15 protein-coding genes and 1 pseudogene are annotated in these 21,010 nt (G+C 54.6%); 7 read left to right on the plus strand and 9 right to left on the minus strand.

Annotated elements, in window-relative coordinates:
* The 5 genes from ACZ5BW_RS00990 to ACZ5BW_RS01010 are packed head-to-tail and all read right to left on the minus strand — an operon-like array spanning position 1 to position 7,835.
* Complete coding sequence (locus tag ACZ5BW_RS00990; RefSeq protein ID WP_464541641.1) at positions 1-1,887, minus strand: IucA/IucC family protein; 1,887 nt, start codon at positions 1,885-1,887, stop codon at positions 1-3.
* 32 nt (positions 1,888-1,919) lie between these two features.
* Complete coding sequence (locus ACZ5BW_RS00995; RefSeq protein WP_464541643.1) at positions 1,920-3,059, minus strand: NAD/NADP octopine/nopaline dehydrogenase family protein; 1,140 nt, start codon at positions 3,057-3,059, stop codon at positions 1,920-1,922.
* Positions 3,056-4,147, minus strand: a complete 1,092-nt coding sequence (locus tag ACZ5BW_RS01000) for a PLP-dependent cysteine synthase family protein (RefSeq protein WP_464541645.1) — start codon at positions 4,145-4,147, stop codon at positions 3,056-3,058. Before ACZ5BW_RS01000 ends, ACZ5BW_RS00995 begins: the two co-directional genes overlap by 4 nt.
* Before the next feature lie 13 nt (positions 4,148-4,160).
* A complete protein-coding gene (locus ACZ5BW_RS01005; protein ID WP_464541647.1) occupies positions 4,161-5,579 on the minus strand; it encodes a Y4yA family PLP-dependent enzyme in 1,419 nt (472 codons plus the stop codon).
* A gap of 18 nt (positions 5,580-5,597) precedes the next feature.
* Positions 5,598-7,835, minus strand: a complete 2,238-nt coding sequence (locus ACZ5BW_RS01010) for a TonB-dependent receptor (protein WP_464541649.1) — start codon at positions 7,833-7,835, stop codon at positions 5,598-5,600.
* A 290-nt stretch (positions 7,836-8,125) separates the two neighbouring features.
* Between ACZ5BW_RS01010 and ACZ5BW_RS01015 the strand changes: the two genes are divergently transcribed.
* A complete protein-coding gene (locus tag ACZ5BW_RS01015; protein WP_464541651.1) occupies positions 8,126-8,524 on the plus strand; it encodes a response regulator in 399 nt (132 codons plus the stop codon).
* A 197-nt stretch (positions 8,525-8,721) separates the two neighbouring features.
* On the opposite strand, the gene ACZ5BW_RS01020 is transcribed toward ACZ5BW_RS01015, so the two are convergent.
* A complete protein-coding gene (locus ACZ5BW_RS01020) occupies positions 8,722-11,244 on the minus strand; it encodes a TonB-dependent receptor (RefSeq protein WP_464541653.1) in 2,523 nt (840 codons plus the stop codon).
* 359 nt (positions 11,245-11,603) lie between these two features.
* Between ACZ5BW_RS01020 and ACZ5BW_RS01025 the strand changes: the two are divergent.
* A pseudogene (locus ACZ5BW_RS01025) lies at positions 11,604-11,786 on the plus strand (transposase); the annotation flags it as partial.
* Between the two features lie 126 nt (positions 11,787-11,912).
* Here ACZ5BW_RS01025 and ACZ5BW_RS01030 read toward each other — a convergent pair.
* The gene (locus ACZ5BW_RS01030; RefSeq protein ID WP_074975983.1) at positions 11,913-12,119 is read right to left on the minus strand and encodes a YqaE/Pmp3 family membrane protein; all 207 of its coding nucleotides are present in this window, start codon (positions 12,117-12,119) and stop codon (positions 11,913-11,915) included.
* An 827-nt stretch (positions 12,120-12,946) separates the two neighbouring features.
* Between ACZ5BW_RS01030 and ACZ5BW_RS01035 the strand changes: the two genes are divergently transcribed.
* On the plus strand, positions 12,947-14,104 hold the full coding sequence (locus ACZ5BW_RS01035) for a glycosyltransferase family 4 protein (protein WP_464541655.1): 1,158 nt from the start codon (positions 12,947-12,949) through the stop codon (positions 14,102-14,104).
* A 148-nt stretch (positions 14,105-14,252) separates the two neighbouring features.
* Here the strand turns inward: ACZ5BW_RS01035 and ACZ5BW_RS01040 are convergent, their stop codons facing one another.
* On the minus strand, positions 14,253-15,407 hold the full coding sequence (locus ACZ5BW_RS01040) for an NAD(P)/FAD-dependent oxidoreductase (protein ID WP_464541657.1): 1,155 nt from the start codon (positions 15,405-15,407) through the stop codon (positions 14,253-14,255).
* Positions 15,404-15,568: a hypothetical protein gene (locus ACZ5BW_RS01045; protein ID WP_464541659.1), complete on the minus strand. Its 165-nt coding sequence runs from the start codon at positions 15,566-15,568 to the stop codon at positions 15,404-15,406. The genes ACZ5BW_RS01040 and ACZ5BW_RS01045 overlap by 4 nt, the downstream gene beginning before the upstream one ends.
* A 251-nt stretch (positions 15,569-15,819) precedes the next feature.
* Between ACZ5BW_RS01045 and ACZ5BW_RS01050 the strand changes: the two genes are divergently transcribed.
* From ACZ5BW_RS01050 to glcF, 4 genes are read left to right on the plus strand one after another with little or no spacing between them, the layout of a single operon-like run.
* The gene (locus ACZ5BW_RS01050) at positions 15,820-16,761 is read left to right on the plus strand and encodes a 2-hydroxy-3-oxopropionate reductase (protein WP_464541661.1); all 942 of its coding nucleotides are present in this window, start codon (positions 15,820-15,822) and stop codon (positions 16,759-16,761) included.
* Positions 16,762-16,796: 35 nt separating this feature from the next.
* Positions 16,797-18,254 carry an FAD-linked oxidase C-terminal domain-containing protein gene (locus ACZ5BW_RS01055; RefSeq protein ID WP_464541663.1) on the plus strand — a complete coding sequence of 486 codons (1,458 nt, stop codon included), beginning with the start codon at positions 16,797-16,799 and terminating at the stop codon, positions 18,252-18,254.
* 49 nt (positions 18,255-18,303) lie between these two features.
* On the plus strand, positions 18,304-19,413 hold the full coding sequence (gene glcE, locus ACZ5BW_RS01060; protein ID WP_464541665.1) for a glycolate oxidase subunit GlcE: 1,110 nt from the start codon (positions 18,304-18,306) through the stop codon (positions 19,411-19,413).
* A complete protein-coding gene (gene glcF, locus ACZ5BW_RS01065; protein ID WP_464541667.1) occupies positions 19,414-20,763 on the plus strand; it encodes a glycolate oxidase subunit GlcF in 1,350 nt (449 codons plus the stop codon).
* Positions 20,764-21,010 lie beyond the last annotated feature (247 nt).

Raw genomic sequence — 21,010 nt, forward strand, 5'->3', positions numbered from 1 at the left:
TCAATTTCCACCATTTGCTGTCATCAGCGGGTTGGGCAGGTGATGCTGCAGCCGATAATTGGAGTACTTGAGTAAATGCATTCGAAGCACGGAGCGTGTCGGCCAGGGGTTCTCCAGAAATGCCGCTCGCTCCGTCCGCCATAGGGCCTCGGCAACGCGGGGTGCGACAGCATCGAAGGCGCTTTCCGTCTCTTCATGCAATATCCCCCACAAGCGGGATGGGGCGAGTTGGTATTCGCTCGTCAACAGCAGCGCCACTTCGTGCAGGTGGCACACGAAACATGCATCCAGCACGAATGAACGAACCGGCTCGATATCGTCGGAGAAGACGGTGGGAAGTATTCCGGGATGGACGTAAGGCTTGAGCTCGTAGCCTCGTTGCAAAAGCAGCGGCGCATAGGTGCGACCGTCGCCAAAATCACGCATCAGCAAACTCCTGGGTATCCCGTCCTCGGAGAACAGCACGGACGCATTTTGTTGATGCGCCTCTAGTCCGATACCATACAGTAGATAGATGCCGATCACGGGACGCGTAACGGTGCGCGCATACTGTCTGAACCAGGTTTCCACCCGCTCGGTGTGCGATTGCCCACCATTGCACTCGATCAACTCCGTGATGAGAGGACGCTCGCTCGATGGCGACCTCGTGAACAAGGCCGCCACGGTGATGGGCAACAACCCGTCCGTTCGCTCGAATGCCTCTTTGCTTGCCCGATAAACGACCGACAGGTGGCGTCCCGGTCTGTCTTCCTGCTTTACCGCATGCTTGTAGTGAAACGCGACTTCCTCCGGGAAGACATCGAGTGTTCGCTCGAACCCGTTTTCTTCGGCCAGAATATGCTTGATCACTGTACTGATGCGTGGCCCCATATGGATCGATTTGGCTTGCAGGCTGCGCTGCTCGCTGGTCAGCCATAGCGCCACGGGCAGTTTGATAAGCGGCGCCATTTTTGGCCCCAGCGGCGCCATGGTGCGGAAGGACATGGTTGGCAGTGTCCCTATATCGGGACCATCTAGAATTAGTATGCCCTCCTCGATCTCTGCTGCATATTCCTGCTTCACATAGTGCTCGAGGTGCCAGGAATGAATCGGTAAAGGTAGCCAGTCCTCCTCATTCAACTGTCGCGCATTCAGATTTTCTTTCCATTGAATCCATAGCACCGGGAATTGATCTGCGAACCACTGGTGATAGCTCTGAACATGCGGCATACGTTCCATGTATGCCATATCCGAACGCAAGGCAGCGATTCGCACGGAAACCTCTGCGTTGAATTCCGGTGATAAGGCCGCCACCTCCTCAGGACTAAGGTCGGGCTTGGATTTCCAGGTCGGGTAGAAGGGGTGCCCTTCCAACGAACCCCATTGATCCAGCAGTATGGCGGCTTCCCTGAGTGTAGCTCCTCGGCGAAGATAGTCGATAAAGCCCGTTACGTCAGTCGAATGAATGCAGTTGTTCAACTGTGCGTTCCATACCTCACGGTAGATTCGGGCGAGAGCATCATTGGCGATGCTGTTTGTTATATCCGCCTTAAGGCCCTCGACCCCTTCGTCGCTCGGGGAAAAATCAAACTGGTCGCGCAACAAATCGATCAGTTGATGCGGCATGTCGACGGCAGTTCTAGCGCCATTGGATGTGAGCAAGATAATCGAGCCGCGGTTGATAAAAGTATCCGCTGGAGCGGCCCATAAGTCCTCAAAGAAGAGGATGGCGTGCTTGTCCCAAAGCGGCAGCCAGGCGCTGCGGCTCTGGGGAGCAAACACTAGCAAGTCCTTGTCAATGATCTTTTCGGCAAATAAACAACGAACAACGCGTCGCAAGGCATTGTGCCGGGCAAATGTCAGGGCGCTATTCTTGTGCTCGGCGTAAAATGTATTGTCCGTTTGCAATAAAGCTAGATTGCTTTTTATTGGATTCCACATCAGGCTGGCCAGGTCTCAGGAAAGTAATCAAGCGCAGAATTGCGCAGTCCACCCATGTAAGAAACATTCCATTTGAATATCTCTTCGAGATGCGGCACTTTCACGTTCAGTTGCTTTGCCATCTTGACGAGCAAGGCCAAACCGTAGGCCACATCTTCGTGAAATGCGCGACTTTCCTTGTCGATGACATATCCCCTCCCGTTAATGGCGGGGACCAGTGGCGCTACAATCGAGTCATAGGCCTGGTTGGTGCGCAGTACTGACAGCATCGTGTCGGGGTCGCGTATCTGATCTTTGTAGGCTTCGATAATCTCTTGCTTCAAGGGCTTCACTGAAGACAGGTCCACATCCAGGCGTTGCTCCACCGCCTTGCATAAAGTCTGGCTTTCCTGATCGCTGCGCTCCAGGAAATATGCGCCAATCTCGGGGCAGTCCGTCCACCAGCAAATGGGTGAAGAAAATGACTTGTTGTGCCATTGCCCATAGGGCCCGATCAGCCCATACACTACCGCAGGATGCATGATGGGGTTGCCGGGCGTTAAGGTGATTTCCAGATAGTCAGCCAGCAGTTCGACGGGAGAGGTGTACAGCCTTTGCAGATGCTCCAGAAGAGTAAGGCGCGCTGCTTCGCTTTCGCGCCCATGCGTGCCAATGTAAAGCCTGCTCTTCGCACCCCCCATCCTGATCGAGATGCCCGGCTGCAGATCATAAGCGGTGTGAGGAACATCTTTCATACCCCAGATGATGACATTCGGGCGAGCCCTCATTGCTCTTTCGGCAAGCCAATCGAAGCCACAGAAGCCCGGGATGGCACCCACGTAGACTGGCTTGTTCGCTGGCAGGTTGGATCCAATCGCGCGCAGCAGTTCCTGCCTCCCATGGGCAGGCACGGTGATGATGACAATGTCCGCGTCGCCAAGTGCTTGTTCCGGGGCGTTCGTCACGGTGTCCGGACGGGCGGATAGTTGATCTCCATCCGGCAGAAAAGCGACCATCTCCTTGCCATGGCGATGCTGCTCGATTACGTCCTGGCGACTTGTGAGCAACGAGACGCGCACGGCGGGAAGCTGCTTGAACAATACGGCGTTTAAATGACCTGTTCTGCCACCGCCACAAATAGCGACATTCAGCGGCTTCATGAGGCGGATGCCACCTTTTCCTGGCCACTCACCCCGGTCCCGGGCCCCGCCCAGAACAGCCGTGGAACCGGTCGCGACATTTCATCCGGGCTTCCCTGCCCAAACCACCCCTCCAGTCTTTTCCAGATTTCCGGATCGAGGAGCTTGCGCTCTCTCAGCCAGCTCTCATTGAATACTGTGTGAAGATATTTCTCACCGCCGTCAGCAACTGCAATCACAACGTTGCCGCCTATCAGACCCGCATGAATGAACTCCAGCGCCTTGTAGATGACTCCCCCGGTTGAGCCGCCCACGAGCAGTCCTGTCCGCTGTGCAATGTATCGAGTGGTTTCGAATGCCTGGGAATCGGTAACCTGAACTCCCATATCAATGCAGCTGTAGTCGAGTACCAGGCCGACAGTGTCACCCTGGGGCGTACCTGTTCCGGACTGATAATAAGGATGTCCCGATTGACCGAAAATGATCGATCCCGCCGGTTCGACGGCAATGGTCTTGGTGCGTGGATTGTACAATTTCAGTCCCCGTGCAATCCCCGTCATCGAGCCGCCTGTTCCCACGCAGCCCACGTAAGCGTCGATACCGCCGTCCACCTCGCCAATGACCTCACGCACGAAATCGAAATACGCGCCCGCGTTGGCCACGTTGTCCGATTGATTCATGAATACCGCACCGTGAAGCTGGCTCGCGATCTCGGCCGCCAGGCGTTGGCGTTCGACGACAGCCACCTCGTCTTCGCGATAGTCCCCCTCGACATAGCGGATCTCCGCGCCGAGAGCACGCATCACGGCGATTTTGTCCTGAGCCGCATGGTGATCGACCACGGCAATAAAACGCAGCCCGAACTCGATCGCTGCAATGGCTAAGCCGATGCCTGTATTGCCGGAAGAAGACTCCACTACGATCCCGCCGGGTTTGAGCCGCCCCGACTTGAGCGCCGCAACGACCATGTTGCGTGCCATCCTGTCCTTGATGCTGCCCCCAGGATTGTTCTTCTCGATCTTGAGCAGCAGGGTGGCGTTCTTTCCGGGAATCGGAAGACCAAGCATGGGGGTATTGCCGATCAGATCGGTCACTTTACTCAATATCATCGCGTCGCTCCATTCAGTCGTCAGGTGAAAACTCTATTCCACCCGTGGCGTTGCAAGTCACAGCGATTCGACGCGGCATCGGATGGCGGTGAAATTCGTTCTCAAGCAAATCCATCTGGTAACCCGCAGTATTGGCGAAAACCAGCAGATCGCCTGCTTGCAGCATCCTTTCGAAGGTAATCAAACGGTTTGTAATGACGTCATCGTCCAGGCAACTGTGCCCGGCGATATAGGCACGCATTGGAACGTTTTGGCATGCGCCAGGGGCCGCACACGAAACCAGAATCGGATCAACCAGGTATTCCGAAGCAAACCAGGTTTCGCAAGCGCTGAAGCTGCTTCCTTCCACGAATATCACGTGATTCCCATCCACCAAGGGTTTGACACGGGTAATCCTGAAGACCGAAATGGCAGTTTGATCGGCCAGACAGCGGCCTGGCTCGACTGCCAAAACAAGATCCATCGACTTGAGATATTGTGCAACCGACAAACCGTCCGTACACGGCGATTCAAGCAGCCAGTGCAGGTACTGGGAAGCATCAACCCGACCCCCATATGGATAAAACGATGCGGGAACCTTGCCATTGCGATAACGTTCCTTGCATTGGCTGCGCAAGAATGCCTCGTACTCGTCGCTCTCCACATACCGGATGGGCAAACCGCCCCCAATATCGATGATTCTGGGACGCAAGCCTAGATTGCACGCCGCATCGACGTAGGCAGTAAGTTCGCGCAGGGCCTGGGCACGAGTTTCATGAGCATAACCGCTGAGATGAAAATGAAACCCTTCGAAAGCAAAAAGCTCTCTGAGCTGCACGAGCCGATGCAGGCACTGCAATAGATCATCGCCGCCCATTCCAAACCGACTGGCAGTAGCCGAGGCAGGCCGATAGCGAAGCAGAAGCCTCACTTTGTGAGGTGGCGAAGTAAGCGACGCAAGCTTGCGGACGCATTGCTCCAATTCGGAAAACTCTTCAATGGAGTCGATCGAAATCAACGAAGCATTGGCGATGAGTGCGGCATGGAATTCCGGGGTCTTTGCCGGGCCGGTTGCACAGATCTGTGAAGGGTCCACGCCTGCGGCGAGGGCATCCCGCAATTCATAGATGCTGGAGACATCCACGCCAACGCCGGACTCCACCGCAGCACGAATGAGCGCCTGCGACTTGTTGACCTTGGCGCCGTAGAAGATTTCAAAACGCAGGGCATGCGCATGAAGGACCGCTCGAAACGCATCCACGTTCCGCTGCAGAATATGCGGCCAAATGACATGGAGGGGAGATCCATACCGATCGACCAGCTCCAAAAGCGTCTGAGGCGCTGAATAGAGGGTGTCTGCTATGCTTCGATCGAGAATTGGCGGCAGTGCGATGGGGATCGAGACACGTCTATACTCCGCTTGGCCCTCCATCAATAGAAGATTGTTTTGCATAGGCGCTCCCTGCTCAACTCAAAAGTCGACCGTAGCCGACACCAGCACAGTGCGCGGCGTGCCTAGCGATAAGGTGCTGAAAGAAGCCACGCCTGCCCAGTAATTGCGATCGAAGGCATTAAGCAGATTGGCGCGGATGATGGTGGATTTTCCAGCCACCTTGGTACTGTAGCGCGCGCCAAAGTCAAACGTTGTCCAGGAAGGCACGCTCTGCGTATTGGCCTGGTTGATATATCGCTTGCCGGTGTGGACGAGGTTGCCGGTCAAGGTGAACCCTGGCAGCCACGGCATGTCCCATTCGGCGCCCATATTGGCTTGCAATACCGGCACGCCGACGGGTTTATTGCCCCGCGTGGCGGGATTGTCGGTTTTCGTTAATTCCCCATCCAGCAGTGTCACACCGCCCAGCAGCCGAACTCCTGACACGGGTTCGCCGAACAGGGCGAGTTCCACGCCTTGATTGCGCTGCTCGCCAGTGAGGGAAAAGACATTGTCCGTGAGCAGAGGACTGGGCCGCTTGATCTGGAAGAGACTCAGCGTGGTGATCAGGCGGCCGTAATCGACCTTGACGCCGACCTCAAGCTGTTCAGTTTTGTAGGGCGCGAGAGCCTGGCCGGCATTGACTGCGATCTGAGGAGCAATGTCACCCTTGCTCAGCCCTTCCATGCGATTGGCGTAGATCGAGATGTTTTTCCAGGGCCGGACGACCAGACCCACCAGCGGCGTGATCGCCGCCTTGTCGTAGGTGGACGTGACGGCGCCTGTTGAGCTGAAATTGTCCGATCTGACCTGCTGGAAGCGCACGCCCAGGGTAAGCAATATACGCTCTTCGGCCATGGATACGATATCGGTTAATGCGCCTCCATAGAATTCGGTCTCCGAGACTTTCATAAGACCGGGCGTGGCCAGAGCTTGACCGGGACGGTCAATCGGGGAATACATGTTCGACAATACTGCCGTGCCAGCGGTGGAGCCTCGCTCCAGGCGATCGCGATAACCGGTGCCTTGAAGCGTCACGTTGTGGCGAATGGGACCGGTATTGAACCGGGCGCGCAATCCGCCATCTGCGCTGGAGCGGTCGACGCCAAACCTGAAAAACATCGGTACTGACCTGGTATCGCCGGCGGCATTCTGGATCGTCGGCGTCTGATCCGATAGCCGATCCACCCACGTGTGGGCACCGCCGACACTGGCGAACAATGTCAGCGCGTCGGACAGGTCATATTCGCCCTTGAGCAGGAGCCCCGCGTCCTTGATTTTCGACCAGCCCCAGGGTTGAGTGACGTTACGCCGGCCATTGGGCGCGGATGGCACGGCAACACCGGCAGCAACCAGGAACGGGCGTGACGGGGCCTTGAACCGCTCATACTGGCCGAAGGCGTCAAGCGTTGCCCGAAACCGTTCGCCCTGATAGTCGAGCGCCACGGAAGCGATATCCGCCTGGCGGAACTGGTTGTCCAGGAGCGTATTGCCCTGATGATGACTGCCGTTGAGCCGTATGCCGAACTGGCGATCCGCACCGAAGCGCCGGGCGATATCGAGGTGTCCGCCTCCCTGCGCGCCTGATAAATAGTTGCCCGTGAGCCGGGTCAGATCGGCCGAGGCACGCTTGGGAACGATATTGATGACGCCGCCAACACCGCTGTTCGGGGATATCCCATACAGCAGCGCAGCAGGCCCCTTGAGCACCTCGATACGTTCGGTGTATTCGGTAAATATCCGGTAGTTGGGGGCCACGCCGTACTGCCCATCGAAAGCGAATTCCCCCACGTTGCCTTCGCCGATCGGAAAGCCACGAATATAGAAGGAATCGACGACACCGCCGCGTTGACCGGTAGAGCGGACTGAGGGATCCCGGGTCAAGAGGTCGGCCGCCGTGATTGCGTGCTGGTTCTGCATCATCTGCGAGGTATAGCTGCTGATGCTGAAAGGAGCCTTCATGAGGTCCATATTGCCGAGCACGCCGAGCCGTCCGCCGCGCGCAACTTGTCCGCCGGCATAGGGTTGTGGAAGCTCATCAGGCCGTTCCGCGCTGATCTTCATCTCGGGAAGTGTCGTGACATCACTGGCGGCGCCTTCTTGCTTTTCGGTAGCTTCTTGTTTTTCCTTTGGCGCAGTTTGGGCATGAGCATGATTCATCAGTCCCGCAAACAACAACCCGGCGAAGGCCATACGCATGGCAAAAGCCAGCGGCTTAAGGCGCAGTGGCATGGGGATACGCGAAGAGCAGGCGGCAGAAGTAATCTTGCACAACACAATGTTTTCCTTTTTTTTGGTTTTTTGTTGGAAGAGCACTGGCTGGCTATGGGCTGGCTGGTGCAATGGCTGATTCTAGGTTGTTGATTCTTTCCGTATGGCTAACGGGAATCTACAGTGTAAATCGAAATCATTCTCATGTAAAGCCGGGATCTGGCTTTATATTTATGTTGAGCTCATATCATCGCCAGGAGCTTTATTACATTATGTGGGGAAGCGAACAGTTATCTCTTTAACTCACAGGTAACTTAGAAAGTGTTGAGGGAGGACACTTACATAATCGGGGCATAATGGATAATAAACTGCTCCTATCAGGGGTCAGGGTGCTGCTCGTAGATGACGAGGAAGACGCGCTGACTGTCACCAGGCTCATGCTGGAGTTGTATGGGGCGGTAGTGGTTACCGCTCCTGCTGCTGCCGAGGGCCTGGAAAAGATGCTAACACATGCACCGGATGTAATTGTCAGCGATATCAGCCTGCCTCAAATGGATGGCTACCAGTTCATCCGTGCCGTACGAAGTCTGCCTGCGCATAGAGGCAGAGATACTCCTGCGGTAGCACTAAGCGCACTCAGCTATTCCAGGGAAGATGTTCTAGGCGCGGGCTTTCTGGTGTGCCTCTCCAAACCTGTTTTACTGCAGGAGTTGATTACCGGAGTTATAAGCGCCGTAGACTCGGCAATTCCTTAGGAAGCAAGCCAATGACAGCCACGATTCTCGTTCCTGCCTGCCATAGACTACGCCGACCTCCAGCGGCAATTCGTCGTGCCTTTCATGGTCTGTGACCCTTACATGCTTAGCCCAGCAGTGCTGCCATCGATCCATACTTGTGCCTCCCTCTGTAGGTGCCTATAACTCTACATCCCATCATGCAGTGGGACTAAAGCCTAATAATTAAACCTCAGTTGGGCAAAGTAGGTTCGCTGGGGAAAAGGGTGGAATATCCAGTACTTGTCATTGTTGACATTATTAATACCGCCGATCGCGGTCACCTGCTTCGTAATTTTGTATCTTGCGACCAGATCAGCGACGAGATAACTCGTCAACCCCGTGTAGGCAAAACCATTGGTATCCGTGTTGTTCAATTGGCCGAACTGGCCGCTGCTGTAGCGAACATTTACTGAAGCACTGAAATTTTCATTAGCTCGATAGGTGACTACGGCGTTTGCCCGCCAGGTGGGAAGCCTGGGCTGATGCTTTCCGGTCGACGGTACCGCGGCGTTGGGATTGGCTGCTGTAGGGCCTAAGGCTGCTGCTGCCGCGTCCGCCGCTCGATTATCCTCTATTCTGGAATCCACCCAGGTGAGATTGCCAAGAATATCCAGCCCTTTAATCACCGCATCAGTCTTCTCCCCGGAAACCTCGACACCGTAGGTATCGATTTCTCCAACGTTCGATATAAAGGTTGACTGGACAGTTTGATTGGTAAGCGGATTGGTGATTAACCCGGTCTGGGAAAAAATGGCATTTCTGACGCGCTCCTGGAACAGGCTGACACGCAATCTTCCCTTGTCCACAAAATACTCGCCAGACAATTCCGAGGCTAGTGCCTCTTCCGGCTTCAAGTTCGGATTTCCATTAACGGATATGGCCGTTGCGCCAGTACCGACTGTAGTGGTCTGGAACAATTCCGTGGCGGTTGCGTAACGATAAGCCTGGCCGATTGCAGCACCAATCCTGATTTGCTGCACCGGAGTCCAGGTCAATTTCGCCTTGGGCGAAAAGTTGACCGAGCTTTTATCGGCCTGATTTATCGTCTGCAGCGAGCCTGCCACTGTAGTTGTGTTTACCCCATCGTAAGCGTGCCAGGATTCCAGGCGGCCACCTATAGTAAAGTTCCAGTTCTCGTGGAAATCCCAGGCATCCTGAATCCAGTACCCTTCAGTTTGAGTCTTTCCGGTGGAATTAGTAAAAATACTTTGACCACCGCCGCTCTGCCAATCGCCGGTATTGAATACGGGATTCTTCAGCGTATATAAATCATGGTGAAAACCGAAGCTGATTTCATGATAACCAAGAAGATCGGTCCTGGGCCTCCAAATACCCTTTGCATCTACTGTATGCCAACCAGAGCCGGTCAGACTCGTGATCCTGCCAGGCGCATTGCCGCCAAACGCGCGAGTGGGATCAACTGTTGGCGCCCGAACCGTATCCTTGCCAAAATCAATCACGCTGCCGGTCAACTCCCAATCAAAAACTCCCCCGGTATTGGATCGAAGATTGATTCCATGCGACCAGGTTCTCTGATCAGTCTGGTTTCCGGCGAAAGTGGGACTATTAGGTGCAGACAGGTTGTAACGGCGACCGCCAATATTGATAAAACCGCCTTGTACAATGTTTCCCGCTGCATCCCTCAGGTAGCTCTGCGGGCTCGCATGCGCATCGTTCAGCCACAGGCCCAGGGTGTACGCGAGCCTGATTGAAGGAGTGATATCGTAGGCGAGCTTCCACTTGAAATTGTCCTGGACGGTGTGGTTGATATTCCCCGCGCCGAGCGTCAGGTTTGAGGCATTTGTAGGATTGGCTCCGGCAAACGCACCCGTGACGGCTGTATCTCCAGCACTCGCCGAAGTATTCGAGATGAGTGCGGTCGCAAACGTAATGGGCTGACTATGCGCATTGAGATGGCTGTAGTCAAAACGGAACGACAGATCGTTGTAGCGATGACCGACGTAACCGGAATAGCGCTGCGTATCGTAAGTATCCTTCGTGCCATAGAGATTGAACGTTTGCCACGAGGCTTGGGCGTCCGCTCCAAATTCGAATTTTTCCGGCATCCGGGTCGTAATATTGATTACGCCCCCTATGGAGTTGCCGGCATAGGCGGCCGAAAATGGGCCGTACATGACATCGACACGTTCAATTTCTCCCGGCGATACAGTATTCCAGCGGGGCGAACCGGTGTTTCCATTGTTGTTGCCAAGCAATGATGACAACAGGATGCCATCGGCGTAGATCAGGTTACGGGCGCTTGCAGACGTGCCCGAAGTGCGCATGCCAACCGGGGCATTGGTGTCGCCAATATACCTTTTGCGTACCTGGATGGATGGCATGTACTTGATGGCATCCTCGGGGTTCGCAAGATTAATCGTATTGTCGATTCTTTCCCGAGTGATACTTTCCGTGGTCTGAGGTAGTCGGTATCGTTCCTTTTCGGTCTGAGTGCGAGGCGGCTTTATTTTTTCTGTTACCGTCATCTCCGGCAATTCGACTGCGGAATCATCAGATGAGGTTTTTCCTTTGGCGGCAACTCCGGGTGCCGGAGCAACAATATCTGATTTCTTTTTCGCTGGCATTGCAGCTTTATTGTTGTCTTTTGACGGTAGCGCTGGCTCATCGGCTACCGCGACAGAGGATATGCAAGCCCCGCAAGCAAGAGTAAAAAGGGCGAGTCTTTGCTTGATATTCAATTCATGTTTGCTCAGTTGGCAGCCTTTTCCACGATTTGCCTCAATTTTTTCCAATCTGTTCGTTGAGGAGGGAAGTCAGTGATTCGCTGGAGCGGGTCTTATTTCCAGATATGCGGATAATTTCTCTTTCGAGCAATGTCCCTCGGCAAATCGAGCGGGAGAGTAACCTATTTTGATTACTGCAGGAATGCGACAAATTGTCGCAGCCTACGGATATCGCCAGTTCTATTGCGAGTGCAGCTACTGCAAGACACTGTTGATGAGTCCCACAAAAATGTAGCCAGTGGCAATGTTAGTTTTCGGCGAAATTTACCCTTGGAGGAAGGAGTTTTGCATGAAGACGAAACGGTTTAGCTAGCGTGGAGCAGATTGTTGCGGTATTGAAGGAAGCGGAAGCTGGGATGCCGGTTGCCGAGTTGATTTGCCGCATTGGTATTTCCGAACAAACGTTTTACCGCTGGAAGAAGTGGTAAGCGGGTCTGGACAGCGCTCAGGCAAGACAGCTCAAACAATTGCAGGAGAAGAACGAACGCTTAAATAGAAGACAGCGTCTCGCCAGATCAAGCTTGATTGCATCAAAGTGGGAAATAGAAGCAGGCTATTCCTCTAATTCCCGACTTCGGCACATAGTATGACGATTGGTAAAGAACTGATCGTGTTATCACTTCTTACGGGGGATCTGCACGTTTTTGACCGAGAGCTTTTTCAATTTTTTGGTCAGTCTTATACTGGCTCAATGCGTACACTGCCCAAATCGTCGCGGGAATCCAGCCGATAAGCGTTATTTGCAGGAGCAAGCAGATAACACCCGTAATAGGCCGGCCGATTGTGAAGAAGGTTAGCCAAGGGAGGAACAAAGCAATAATCAAACGCATACGCAGAGCCTTTCAAGGGGGGGGCGTTAATGGCTATTATTGACCATCCCACAAAAAAGATAAATAAATACGGTAATTTCCCGACTATGCCGGGGGAATGGGAGGTGGTCAGCAGTTAGCACCAAGGCGCCTCAACATCTATGCGCCGATGCAGGATACGTAGGCGAGCCCTCGCGGCGGGTGATAGGTCGCACGGCTACACCCCTCATGTGCTCCCCTGCATGAGGAAGTCCAGGCCAGGATGCAGAGTCGAAACATTGAGCATGACGCTGGGTGGTCGAGGTCAGGCATTCCTGGCTGAATCCCTTCCGAGAACTACTGGCCCGATTCGAGAAAATACACCGCACCTACCTCGCACTGCTTCTACTAGGCTGCGCCATCATTGCCTCATGCTCAAGAATGGTGGACTTCCTCCACAATTCGTTGTCGAAAGTTCTTACACTCAATGATAGGGACGCGTAAATATTCTTTTAAGTCTTTGTTTTCATGTCTCTATAAATCATGGCATAGTATTTGCTTAGGGATAAATGATGGGAGCCTGAGGAAGATTCTCTGCTGTGCTTACAGCAAAGGGAAAAATAAAAAACAATCGTTGGCATGGCCCTGGCAGCTGCGGCCACTGGCGATGCCTGCCACAGCTTGGAAGGCAAACTGATTGATCCTCTCATCCATCCCTGATGGTACGCCCCCTGTAAATGCGATTGATGCTTACTTACCCTGGATTAATACCGTCAGGGGAAGCATCAATAGGCATTCAGGCAATCCATGCGCCAATGGATTTCTGCCATTAAGTCTGTTTGTTCACTTGCGGTTGAGTCGAATCGATTATGATAAAAAAAGGAAAGTACAAGACAATCGTAATGCTCGGAACATCGCCTGAAGCACATGGTGGAATCGCAACCGTAGTCGGCAACTACGAAGACTGCGGTGTGCTGAAGAAATGGAAGGTCAAGTATGTAGTGACACATGGCCAGGGCTCGAGATTTGCCAAAGCATATGCGGCAGGAGTAGCGATGTTACAGTTACTCTACATGCTGGTTACTGGTCAGATTGGATTGCTTCATGTGCACATGTCTTCAAGAGCAAGCACGTGGAGAAAGTCATTTTTTCTGCTGATGGGGATGATGTTTCGGGTCCCGTATCTCATTCACTTGCACAGCCCGGATTTCGTTGGTTTTTTTGAGCAGGAGTGCGGAGAACGTAGAAAGAAGTTAATCAGATTTCTGCTATCGCGAGCGCTATATGTTATTGCCTTATCCCCTGGTTGGGCTAAAGATATTAAGAAGATTTCTCCTGCTACACGTACAGTAATTCTTTTTAACTCCGTACCGCTACCTGCTGCGGTGTTACGTGAGAAAGAGATAGACGAAAGTAGCAGCGAGCTATGTGATCCTCCTCTTATATTATTTCTTGGTCATGTTGGTAAGCGTAAGGGTATATTTGACCTGATTCGAGCGGTAGCGTTACTGGGCGAAAATTTCAGGTTAATTGTCGGGGGTGATGGCGAACTACAGCAGGCACAGATGTTGTCGGAAGAACTGGGTGTCAGTGACAAGATTCTGTTTGCGGGGTGGCTTGGTAAAGCAGAAAAAGATCATTTGCTCGCTCGAGCAGCTATCTTTGTACTTCCTTCATACCACGAAGGGGTGCCTATGGCGATCCTGGAAGCGATGTCCTGGGGGGTTCCCATTGTAACTACCCCTGTTGGAGGCATACCCGAGGTGGTAACGGAAGAACAAGAGGGTTTACTGATAAACTCTGGCGATATCGTAGGACTCGCACATGCGTTGACGCGTCTGCTTGCTGCGCCATCACTTCGCCGGAAACTCGGAGAAAGAGGAAGGCACAAGAGCGAGTCCAGGTTCTCTATAAAGGTTCTGCAATCGCAATTGGAGCAGTTGTGGATAAACTCGGGTGTGTTAGAGCCAGAGCCAGTGGTGCAGAGAGGGGAGGCGCATGTCCCCGAGATTCAGCCTAAAGTATGATCTTCGCAGACCTGCTGTTGCATCCAAATAACTGAAAACTGAACTCGAACGCCTGAGGTCGCGCTCTCGAATTAATTTGCAGAAGCGATCAAGCCTGCTTTCGCTAAAATATACTATACGCCGGGCAGGCTTCAAGACGACCGGCGTTCTACTCCATTACCGCCGGCAGCTCCGCAGCCAGCGCATTCTTTTCCTTGGTTGCTCCGCCTAGCAGGGCGTAGCCGAGCAGTTTGCCCTCGGCGGTTTTGTACAGGGCCTTCACGCCACTTTCATCTTCCTCCACTGCCCATTCGCCCTGCGCGCCGACTGCGGGGGGCGATACGACGGCCGGGCAGGCGGGCGTTTTGACCAGGACAGGCATGGCCGGATAGCGTATCGGAGTGGGTGTTTCAGCGAGAGTCGATGCCAGCCCGCGGGCGGCATGCATGATCGGCATGACGAAGGGTAAAATTCTGCCTTCCACCTCTGCACAATCGCCTAATGCGTAAATGTCCTCATTGTGCGTCTGCAAGGAGCGATTTACCACTATTCCCCGATTTACCCCGAGACCCGCAGCCTGGGCCAAGGTGGTGCGTGGGCGCAACCCGACGGCGGAGAGTACAATATCGGTCTGCAGCGCTTCCCCATTGGCAAGCGTCAGGCGAAAACTTTCGTGTATCCGTTCCACGTATTCGGTTGCGGCGCCCAGATGAAAAACGACACCGGCAGCTTCGAGTCTGCGTTGCATGAAAGCACCCCCAGCCTGTGGCAGAAGCCGACCCAGGGGCTGAACGCTGATATCGATTACCTGTACCCGATAACCTGCTGTCGTCAGGTCATTCGCAAACTCACAGCCGATCAGGCCGGCACCCAAGATAGTGACATCCTTTTTTCCTCCCAGGGCGTCGCGTAGCCGCTGGTAATCCTCCAGATCGTTGACCGAAAGAATGTCTTCCCCACCTTCTCCTTCCAGCGGCAGACGGATTGGATCGGCCCCCATGGCTAGAACGAGTTTACTGTAGGAAACTTTCTCTCCATCCTGTAGAGTTACTGTTTTGCTGGATGGATCAATAGCGTTGACGCGACTATAAGGCCGGATTGTCAGCTTAAGCTGCTCGGCCATTTTCTCGGCGCTCGCGGTGACTATCGAGGCAGGTGTTTTGCCTGTCGCCAGGGCATTCGAAAGCATCGGCTTGGAATAGAAACCGCCGTGATCCGCGGAAATGATCATGACAGGCGTTGTAGTATCCAGCTTGCGGAATTCACGTGCGACGGTGTAGCCGCCAAGGCCGCTGCCAATAATGACGATTGGTTGTGTGCTCATGCTTGAGTTTTTGCCGTGTTGACGTTGCCGCTCATACTGCAATGGATTGCTGAGGCTGCTCCCGTTTCGATTCGCGCTGCGTTCAATGCTTCCGTGTTGGGGACCGCATCGCCATGGACGATACGGTAAGGGTTACTGCGATATTTTTGAAATGCAGTCATTCTGCTCCAGGGTGGATTTCTCCAAAATGCCGATTTGATTTTTGATGTGCCGGAAAATTCCAGTCCGCCAATAATGCTTTTCCTCCAGAGCCTGGAGAAAAAATTTGAGACGGATATGCTCCTGTTTCCCGCCATTTCCGTCAGGTATCTAAAGTTTACACCAGACGAGCTCAGACTCATGCGAAAATCGGAAGGCAGGAAACGAGGAGCAATGAGTAGCGAAGGTGAATAATCATCGACGCGGTTAGCACATGGGCACAGGTATGACGGGCAGAACGAAAATTGGTTTCATCGGTCTTGGCATCATGGGTAAGCCGATGGCGAGCCATCTGATCAAGGGCGGCCATACCTTATTCCTGCATTCCCGCAGCGGTGTCCCGGCAGAATTGCTCACGCAGGGTGGGCAAGCCTGTTCTTCACCGGCTGAAGTCGCGCAGAATGCTGACATTATCATTACCATGCTTCCGGACACAGGTGATGTGGAACGGGTGCTGTTCGGTGATGACGGGGTTGCGGAGGGATTGAGCACCGCGCGAAGTAACGGCAGGATCGTGATGGACATGAGCACTATCTCGCCAGCTGAGACGCGGAAATTTGCCGCTGCAATCAATGAGCTTGGGTGCGAGTACGTGGATGCGCCCGTTTCGGGCGGAGATATCGGCGCTCGAAATGCCACTCTCACCATCATGGTCGGCGCCACTCCCTCGGCATTCGAGCAGGTGAAGCCGGTTCTTGAGTTAATGGGTAAAACGATAACCCTGATCGGTCCCAATGGCACGGGCCAGGTTTGCAAGCTTGCCAATCAGATCATCGCCGCGCTCACTATCGAGGCAGTGGGTGAAGGTTTTCTGTTCGCCTCGAAAGCGGGTGCCGATGTGCGGAAAGTACGCCAGGCGTTAATGGGCGGTTTTGCATACTCCCGCGTGCTGGAAGTACACGGCGAGCGCATGCTCGAGCGCGCGTTCGAGCCCGGATTTCGCGTCGAACTGCACCGGAAGGATCTGGGTCTTGCTTTGTCCAATGCGCAGGCATTGGGCGTGAGCCTGCCCGGCACGGCGGTAGTCCAGGAATTATTGAATGCGTGCATAGCGCATGGCGGTGCCGGATGGGATAGTTCGGCCATGGTACGGATGCTGGAAAAATTGGCGAACCATGAGATCGAGGCCCCGGAAGGCCCGCATGATGAATCATGAGTTGAATGAGTTGAATTGGCGGCAATGAATCCCGTATGAACGACGCCCTCGAACTTGTAAAAAAGCTTCGGACTTTTCTGCCTGCGGAATCGGTGCTGCATGAGACCGAAGACGTGAGGCCGTACGAGTGCGATGGCCTGTCCGCTTATCGGCAAACGCCCATGATCGTGGCGCTGCCGCGGACTGAAGATGAAGTAGCGGAAATTCTGAAAGCTTGTCATGCATTGAAGATTCCTGTGGTTGCCCGCGGGGCGGGCACCGGCCTCTCTGGCGGTGCCTTGCCGCATCCGCAGGGAGTGCTGTTGTCGCTGGCGAAGCTGAAAAGCATACTGGGGATCGATGCGGCAGCGCGTACGGCAAGGGTGCAGCCAGGCGTGCGCAACCTTGCGATCAGCGAAGCCGCGGCCCCTTATGGACTGTATTACGCGCCTGATCCTTCCTCCCAGATCGCCTGCTCCATCGGGGGTAACGTAGCGGAAAACTCGGGAGGCGTGCACTGTCTGAAATACGGGCTGACCGTGCACAACATCCTCAAACTGCGTGTTTTGACCATTGAAGGCGAGCTTCTCGAAATTGGTAGCGACAGTCTGGATGCTCCTGGGTATGATCTGCTGGCGCTCATGACGGGCAGCGAAGGCCTGCTGGGTATCGTGACCGAGGTGACAGTGAAACTGATTCCCCGCCCGGAGAAAGCCCGGGTTGTCCTGGCTGCGTTTGACGACATCCGCGATGCGGGGAATGCGGTGGCGAATGTGATCGGCGCCGGCATCATCCCGGCCGGAATGGAAATGATGGACAAGATCACGACCGGGGCAGTGGAAGAGTATGTCCACGCCGGCTATAACATCGAAGCGGCTGCGATCCTGTTATGCGAATCCGACGGCGCAGAAGAAGAGGTGGCGGAGGAGATCGAACGCATCGACGAGATTATGCGGCAGAGCGGCGCAACGGAAGTCAGGACATCCCGCGACGAAGCCGAGCGCGTCAGGTTCTGGGCAGGCCGGAAGGCAGCTTTTCCTGCCGCAGGCCGGGTTTCCCCTGATTACTATTGCATGGACGGTACCATCCCGCGCAAGAATCTTGCGAGCGTGCTGGCTGGAATCGAGGCGCTTTCTGCCGAATACGGCCTGCGTTGCATGAATGTTTTTCATGCGGGTGACGGCAATCTGCATCCGCTGATTCTTTACGATGCCAATCATCCGGGAGAGCTGGAATTGACCGAGGAATTCGGAGCAAAAATACTCAGGATGTGCATAGAGGCTGGGGGAACCATTACCGGCGAGCATGGCGTCGGCATTGAAAAAATCAACCAGATGTGTTCCCAATTCAAGACGGGTGAACTGGAAATGTTTCATGCGGTAAAAGCCGCTTTTGATCCTGGCGGCCTGTTGAATCCCGGAAAAGCCATCCCAACCTTGCAGCGCTGCGCGGAGCATGGAGCGATGCACGTGCATCGGGGTAAAGAGAAATTCCCCGAGTTGCCGAGATTTTGAAGTTATGCCTCTTTCATTTACTTCCCACCGCCTGACAGTCTGACGTCGCATGCAGAAAATCATTGATCAGCTTGCCGAAACCATTCGCGCCGCTGCGGCGGGTAATGCACCGCTATGTATCCGCAGCGGCGGCACCAAGGATTTTTATGGCCACCAGGATTATAGCCACCAGGACAAAGGGCGAGACGGGGCGAGCGGGAGCATTCTCGATCCCTCGGCTTATGCGGGTATAGTGGATTACGAACCTACCGAACTGGTCGTCACGGCTCGGACGGGCACTCGCTTGGGGCAACTGGAAACCGAATTGAATGGGCGTGGTCAGATGCTTGCGTTTGAGCCGCCGCATTTCGGGGCTGGTGCCACCCTGGGTGGCTGTATCGCGACGGGGTTATCCGGTCCACGCCGCGCCTCGGCAGGGGCCGTACGGGATTTCGTGCTGGGCGTGCGCATACTCGATGGCAGGGGAGACGACCTGAGCTTTGGCGGCCAGGTAATGAAGAACGTGGCTGGTTATGACATTCCACGTTTAATGGCGGGTTCCCTGGGCACATTGGGATTATTGCTGGAAGTTTCTCTGAAAGTCCTTCCCCTGCCTGCGGAAGAGCGCACGCTGCGTTTATCGATGAGTGAAGCCGAAGCTGTCGAGATGATGAATCGCTGGGCAGGCAAGCCGTTGCCGGTTTCGGCCACCTGCTTCTGCAACGGCGAACTCACTGTAAGGCTATCTGGCGCAACCTCCGCCGTGCGTGCGGCGCGTGCGGTATTGGGAGGAGAAGAAATTGCCGAGGGAATATCTTTCTGGGAATCGATACGGGAGCAGACACATCCTTTTTTTCGATCAGAAAAGCAGCTCTGGCGCTTGTCCATTAAATCGACTACTGCTCCCCTGTCCTTGCCTGGAAAACAGTTGATCGAGTGGGGCGGCGCGTTGCGATGGCTCTCCGTCGATGCAGAGATGGATAACGAAGCTGTGCAGGCGCTTGTCCGCAAGACCACAAGGGATGCCGGGGGACATGCCACCCTGTTCCGTAGCCGGACGCCCGCTGCTGCTGTGTTTCATCCGCTTCCGCCGACCATGATGAATATTCACCGCCGCCTCAAGGAGAAATTTGACCCGATGCGCATTTTCAACCTCGGCCGTCTATATCCCGAACTATAAATGCAAACCAATCTCGCTGATTTCATCAAGGATACTCCCGAGGGAAAGGAAGCTGAGGCAATACTGCGAACCTGCGTTCATTGCGGCTTCTGCCTCGCCACCTGCCCGACTTATCAATTACTGGGAGACGAACTCGACAGCCCGCGCGGGCGCATTTATCTGATGAAGCAGATGCTGGAAGGCGAGCCGGTGACGGAAAAGACGCAATTGCATCTCGACCGTTGCCTCACCTGCCGCGCTTGCGAAACAGCCTGCCCGTCGGGTGTGCGTTACGGCCATCTGGTGGATATTGGCCGCGGCATTGTCGAAAAGAAGGTGGGACGCAGCCTTGCTGCCGGAAGCCTGCGATATGTGTTGCGGCAGGCGTTGCCGAACCCGAGCCTGTTTGCATCTTTGTTGAAGATAGGCCGGGCTGCCCGTCCGTTGCTGCCAGGTGGTCTGAAGGATTCGATCCCTGCTGCACTCGTGAAAGAAAGCCGATCGCTTCGCGCTGCTCGGCATGAGCGCAGAATGCTGATGCTCCAGGGTTGCGTTCAACCGGCGCTGGCACCCAATATCAATGCTGCTGCCGTGCGCGTGCTGGACAAGCTCGGCATATCACTCATCAGCGCTCCGGATGCGGGGTGCTGTGGTGCGGTGTCTTACCATCTCAATGCCCAACAGGAAGGGCTGGATTACATGCGCCGCAATGTGGATGCGTGGTGGCCCTATATCGCACCCGAAACGGAAAAAGGGCCGGGAGCGAAGCCGGGAACAAAGGAGAGGGCAACAGGAGGAGCAAAGGAGGAAGCAAGGGGCGTCGAAGCAATTGTCATGACTGCGAGCGGCTGCGGCGTGACGGTGAAGGAATACGGTCATTTGTTGCGCCATGATCCCGCATACGCGGAAAAAGCCGCGCGCATTTCAGAGTTGACCAGGGACATCAGCGAAATAGTGGAAACGGAGATGCCAGCGCTCGTTTCTCTTCTCAGTAAATCAGCTGCCGGGATGGAAAGCCCGAAGCAGAAGCTTGCTTTCCATTCTCCCTGCACTTTACAGCACGGAATGCGTATCCGGGGTGTCGCCGAAAAGATTCTGGCTGCTGCCGGCTTTGAGTTGACCTATGTGCCGGATGCACATCTCTGCTGTGGCTCCGCAGGGACCTACTCGATTCTGCAACCGGAGTTATCGCAGCAGTTGCTGAAAAACAAGGTAACGGCGCTCGAATCGGGCCATCCGGATCGGATCGCCACCGCCAACATAGGTTGCCTCATGCATATACGCGATGGAGCTGCGCTGCCGGTCGAGCACTGGATCGAGATACTGGACGAGACACTTGAGGCTGCTCAACCTGGCACGATTGAAGATTAGCTTTTCAATGCGCCTTCTTCTCTTCATTCCTCATTCCCCTTCACCCTGAGCCTGTCGAAGGATAGAAGGGAGTTCAGAGCGCCCCCTTCGGCAAGCATGTCCTAAGCTTTCCGAACGGCTCGGACATGCCTCTGGCGAAGTGAACGGTCCCGAGGAAGATTTATTTCGACGGAATAAAAAGCAAGGTAGGAGCCCTCCTGCTGCTTATTCCGCTGTAGTGGTTTTATTTTTAACCCCCCATCCAACT

Source organism: Nitrosospira sp. TNL300, assembly GCF_055385915.1.

Bases quoted from the DNA above. Each gene is read 5' to 3' on its own strand.
- ACZ5BW_RS01050 (WP_464541661.1), top strand. From the start codon at position 15,820: ATGGGCACAGGTATGACGGGCAGAACGAAAATTGGTTTCATCGGTCTT.
- ACZ5BW_RS01035 (WP_464541655.1), top strand. From the start codon at position 12,947: ATGATAAAAAAAGGAAAGTACAAGACAATCGTAATGCTCGGAACATCG.
- glcF (WP_464541667.1), top strand. From the start codon at position 19,414: ATGCAAACCAATCTCGCTGATTTCATCAAGGATACTCCCGAGGGAAAG.
- ACZ5BW_RS01045 (WP_464541659.1), bottom strand. From the start codon at position 15,568: ATGACTGCATTTCAAAAATATCGCAGTAACCCTTACCGTATCGTCCAT.
- ACZ5BW_RS00995 (WP_464541643.1), bottom strand. From the start codon at position 3,059: ATGAAGCCGCTGAATGTCGCTATTTGTGGCGGTGGCAGAACAGGTCAT.
- ACZ5BW_RS01015 (WP_464541651.1), top strand. From the start codon at position 8,126: ATGGATAATAAACTGCTCCTATCAGGGGTCAGGGTGCTGCTCGTAGAT.
- ACZ5BW_RS01005 (WP_464541647.1), bottom strand. From the start codon at position 5,579: ATGCAAAACAATCTTCTATTGATGGAGGGCCAAGCGGAGTATAGACGT.
- ACZ5BW_RS01030 (WP_074975983.1), bottom strand. From the start codon at position 12,119: ATGCGTTTGATTATTGCTTTGTTCCTCCCTTGGCTAACCTTCTTCACA.
- ACZ5BW_RS01040 (WP_464541657.1), bottom strand. From the start codon at position 15,407: ATGAGCACACAACCAATCGTCATTATTGGCAGCGGCCTTGGCGGCTAC.
- ACZ5BW_RS01055 (WP_464541663.1), top strand. From the start codon at position 16,797: ATGAACGACGCCCTCGAACTTGTAAAAAAGCTTCGGACTTTTCTGCCT.
- glcE (WP_464541665.1), top strand. From the start codon at position 18,304: ATGCAGAAAATCATTGATCAGCTTGCCGAAACCATTCGCGCCGCTGCG.
- ACZ5BW_RS01000 (WP_464541645.1), bottom strand. From the start codon at position 4,147: ATGATATTGAGTAAAGTGACCGATCTGATCGGCAATACCCCCATGCTT.